4 protein-coding genes are annotated in these 4,215 nt (G+C 66.2%); 2 read left to right on the forward strand and 2 right to left on the reverse strand.

Translation table 11 applies throughout. The features are described from left to right. Positions 1-716: 716 nt before the first annotated feature. Positions 717-1,193, reverse strand: a complete 477-nt coding sequence (locus U9978_RS18395) for a hypothetical protein (RefSeq protein ID WP_322762374.1) — start codon at positions 1,191-1,193, stop codon at positions 717-719. Between the two features lie 305 nt (positions 1,194-1,498). Continuing rightward, positions 1,499-2,125, reverse strand: a complete 627-nt coding sequence (locus U9978_RS18400) for an IS1096 element passenger TnpR family protein (protein WP_322762375.1) — start codon at positions 2,123-2,125, stop codon at positions 1,499-1,501. A 152-nt stretch (positions 2,126-2,277) separates the two neighbouring features. Between U9978_RS18400 and U9978_RS18405 the strand changes: the two genes are divergently transcribed. Both U9978_RS18405 and U9978_RS18410 read left to right on the forward strand, forming a co-directional pair. Beyond that, positions 2,278-2,607, forward strand: a complete 330-nt coding sequence (locus U9978_RS18405; RefSeq protein WP_322762376.1) for a hypothetical protein — start codon at positions 2,278-2,280, stop codon at positions 2,605-2,607. A 319-nt stretch (positions 2,608-2,926) separates the two neighbouring features. Beyond that, positions 2,927-3,532 (forward strand): hypothetical protein, encoded by a 606-nt coding sequence (locus U9978_RS18410; protein ID WP_322762377.1) that lies wholly within the window; start codon positions 2,927-2,929, stop codon positions 3,530-3,532. Positions 3,533-4,215: the final 683 nt, after the last annotated feature.

Raw genomic sequence — 4,215 nt, forward strand, 5'->3', positions numbered from 1 at the left:
TCAGAGCAAGAGCCCGACAGTGCCCCGCCAGACGAGAAGGAGAGGAGTAGGCGCCATCAGGATCGCCCGGGCGATGGTCTAGCTCGTCCGGTCACCGCAGGCCCCGGATTGGAAGGTGGTCCCCGGTCACGCATATGCGATCTCCGCAGCACCGGCCCTCTGTGGGCGTGGCGCGAACTGAGGAATCCGGCGCACTTGGCCGGTAGATGGTGTTGAACTCTCGGGGCCCTGGTGTCGTCTGGCATCAGGGCCCCTCGACGTGCCCCGAGAGGTGCAATGGTTCCTGAAACCACCCCCAAACCGGCCGACAGCCTCGACGACGACTACCCCGCCTAGGGCGCGTGTCGGGTTGTGATCGATCTGTGGGGTTTGTTCGTGTGGCGGGTTTGATCGGGTAGACCGTCGTGCATGACGCGGGCGCAACTGACAGACCAGGAGCGGGAGTTCATCGAGCCCTACCTGCCGATCGGCAGGTTCGGCCCGTACCCCGAGCGCCGTGCTCGGTCAACGCGTCGTACTCCCCGACGATCCTCAACTTGTATGCGGCGGTGAACGTCCGCCGCGTCGTCTGGCCGTCCCTCGGTCCGGATTCTTTCCTCCCCTTCCCGCTCAGTCCTTCTGGACCACCCGACGACACGTCATTCATGGTCAACATCACAAGATCCTGATCCGCATCTCGCCCTACTCGCTACACCCGACGGACTGATCGTTCTGTCTCAACCCAGCTTGGCAGAGAGGGGACCGCGGAGCGGGACAGATGCGTGTAGCCGGCGGCTTGTCTGCGAATCGCTCTTGTTGAGGAGAAGCAGATCGGCCGGACTGAGATGTTCGTAATCGTCGAGATCGAGCAGGCGGTGAATGTCGGTGTCGTAGACGTGGGCGAGCAGTGTCAGCACCTGTGGAGTTGGTTTACGGCCGCTTTTCGCCGGCCATTGTTCGTGCTCGCACAGGTGCGGGCCGGTCATACCGGCCTTGCCGTCAGGGTCCATACCGGCACGTGCGGTGAAGGTGTTGATCTGGTCGGCGGCCTGCTTCAACGTCCAGCCGTAGGCATGCCGCCAGGCGGCACGAGGACGCAGCCGGTAGCGCCGGGAGAACTCGGCGGCGATCTCGTCGTAGCCCAACCCCAGGGTGCGCATCCGAGACCGCAGATCATCCTGTTCGGCCTTCAGGCTGGTCCTGGCCTTGGGCATCGCTCCTACCTTCCCCGGTTAGTGCGTGCCGGCGCGGACCGTTCGCCATAGGCCGGCCATCCGGACAGCGGGACAACCGAGTCGCCGCACCGGCCACGCTCCACGGTAGCCGTTTCATCACCCGAACGGCACGCCCGCGGTTCCGGCTGGGAACATCGCTCCCGGTCGGAGACTGTGTTCGCAGCTCAGGTGCGGTGCCGAGGTGGGAATTACCTATTCCGACGCACGCTCGGCGACGTTGTGCGGCTGGGTCGTCCGGGCCTCGCCTGTCTGTTGATCGTTGTTCTGTGAAGCGGGGTCGAGGCCTACGAGCCGAAACGATCGCTGGCCTCGCCGTCCTCATCGGTGAACGTGCGGGTGAGGGTGTAGTAGCCGGGCGTGTGCAGCGTGATGGTCGTGGCCGCCGGGGCGTTGGGCCAGGGGAAGTCGGCGGATGGCGTGGGTACCGGGGTCTCGCCGTTGTCGCCGCGGAACAGCCGGCCGTAGGGGTCGGGGATGGTTCCCCAGCCGAAGACGGGGATCGGTTTGTTCGGGATATGGGAATACTGCTCGATGGGGTCGAAGGTCTGGGTGTCGATCGCGCACCAGTGCCGCCAGTTGTCGCCCAGGTCGAACACGTAGCCGAACTCGTTGCCGGGTTGCAGGGTCTGGCCCAGGGTGGCGGTGTCGGCGTTGAGGAGCTGGTCGGGGTCGATGCCGTCGGCGTCGTGGTGTTCGGTGACGGTTTTGCCGAGGAGCGGTAGGTGGAATTCGTGCAGGTGGGCGCGGTCCCAGCGGGCGAAGGCGTTGTCGATGGCTTCGGCGAAGTCGTGGAAGGTGTGGCCGGGTGAGACGGCGAAGGTGCGTCCCGGGTGTGGCCACAGTTCCCCGGCCTGGCCGCCGCCGAGCAGCTCGACCTGGATCGACCACCATTCGCTGTGTGTGCGCGTCATGGCAGTCGATTGTGCCGACTCGCCCGGCTTACGCGGGCAGGGGATGGTGTCTGTCGGCTACGGGAGGACCTGTCGGTGGCGACCGTGAGAACGTAGCCGGCGCCGTGGCCGGCGCCGTGGCCGTCCACGTCAATCGTCGGGAGGGTGGCCGGATGCACCGTGATCTGAGCCGGGAGCAGTTCGAGCGGATCGGTGCCGGTCAGCTGACGACTCCCGATGGCCTTACCTACAGCCGTCGCACGACGAAGACCGCGCGTCGCGTCTGCGATCAGAGGATCGGTGCCGGATCGCCGCTTGTCATCTACTTTTGGGCGGCCGGGCAGGTGGATTACGTCGACGGGGTAGACGCGCAGCGCCGTTGGCAGGAGGTCCGCACCGCGGTGACGCAGCACCCCCGGGTGGGTGGCGACGTGGTGTACACGGCGGGTATCTGGGTGGACGGCGACGGCCGCGAGCTCGTCGTCCTGACCGGGCACTGCTGAGATTCCGGTCCGATGACCGCCGTACCAGGGGCGTGAGCGGAATAGCCGGCCTTCGGATCAGAGTAAGCAATAGGTCGCATCATGTGATTTTTGCTGTCGTGGGTCGTGGGTCGTGGGTCGTGGGTGGGCTCGGGCCGGGTCGCCGTCGGTGGGCTGGTTGCGCTATCGGGTCGGGAAGGGTGCGAGGTCCCTTTCCCATTGCTCGGCCGCGTCGCGGATCTCGTCGATCCCGAGGTGTAGGGGCAGGCAGAACGCGCTCCAGCAGTGCCAGCGGGCGTCCTGGGCAGTCCACTATCCGGGAGTTCGGGCGGGTGAGCTGGTGGTGGAGGGTTTCGCGGTCGCGGTCGGTGTCGCCGTCGCTGAGCGGGTCGGCTTGTTCGGCGTGGAGGTAGGCGTGGTAATCGGCGGTGACGGCGGTGACGGCGGTGACGGCGGTGACGACGGTGCGGTCGCCGGCGGCGGCGTGGGCGCGCATGCGGTCAGCCCTGGCCATGGCGACCCGTGGGCCGATCCGGCGGCGGTGGACCCGTGGCTGTGTGAGGCGGTGCCGTTGTTCACCTCACCGACCGGGGATTTTGAACTGTGGGAGGCCCGCGCGGCCTACGACCGTGGGCTGCGCCGGCTGGTCAACACCTACGCCTACCGCGCCGCCTACGCGGTGATCCGCGCCTATCCGCGGGCGGTGTCGATCGACGTCGACTGCATCGCCGATCCGGAGGACTCGCCGGGCTACACCACCCTGCTCGCCGTCCTCGACGGTCGGGGTAGGCCGTTGGCGAGCGTGGACCACAACGCCGACGAGCGGTTCACCGCCCTGGATGCCCGGCTGTCCACCGAACTCGGCGCGCTGATGTATGTTGCGCCGCCAGAGGACGGCTGGTACGGCCAGCGGACCCTACTCCTGTCCGACTTCCTCGCCTGGTAGCCGAGTCTGGTAGCCGGCCCCCTGCGCCCCGACGGGATGTCCCGAGGGCGTCCTATCTGCCGTGCCACGTTCCGTTGATCCGTTTCGGATCGACGGATACCTGCTGACCGGCCCGTTCGCTCGTGGGTGTTGTTGGGATGAACGTCAAGCTAACCTTTGGCAATCATCAATTGTTCTTGTGTTGGAATTGTTGTCTTGCGCACATGAGATGGCGAGTGGTGGGCGTGGCGTGCTGGTCGCCGGGCCGCGCCCGGTGGCATCCGGCCTGGCGAGGTCGCGACCTGCGGGTTTCCATGTCTGTGCGGGTAGTGGCGGGATGCGTGGCCCGCTTGTCGTGGATCAAAACCTGATGATCGACTGAAGTTATTATCTACAGAAAAACAACGCCACGGCTGGTGCGGTACGTGTGCGGCCGTCTGCTGGCAGTGTCTGTTTTCCCCGCAGCGTCCGATACGTGCCGTGCACGGGTCGGCTGGCTGCGCGGGCTGTGGATGCTGTCTGGTCGTTATCGGCGTGGACTTGATCGGAGTTGGCGTTCGTGCATTCTCGTGTGCGGTGGCGGCTTTTACCTGCCCGTTTTCTGGGTGTGTTACTGGCTGCGGTGTTGACGGTCACGGTCGTGGATTTCATTCCGGTGGGAACCCGTGCGGCGATAGCGGCGCCGGCCGCAGCTGATCCGGCGT

This window comes from Protofrankia sp. Cr2, from assembly GCF_963555885.1.
In the GTDB taxonomy this organism is placed as follows: Bacteria; Actinomycetota; Actinomycetes; order Frankiales; family Frankiaceae; genus Protofrankia.

Bases quoted from the DNA above. Each gene is read 5' to 3' on its own strand.
- U9978_RS18405 (WP_322762376.1), top strand. From the start codon at position 2,278: ATGCACCGTGATCTGAGCCGGGAGCAGTTCGAGCGGATCGGTGCCGGT.
- U9978_RS18400 (WP_322762375.1), bottom strand. From the start codon at position 2,125: ATGACGCGCACACACAGCGAATGGTGGTCGATCCAGGTCGAGCTGCTC.
- U9978_RS18395 (WP_322762374.1), bottom strand. From the start codon at position 1,193: ATGCCCAAGGCCAGGACCAGCCTGAAGGCCGAACAGGATGATCTGCGG.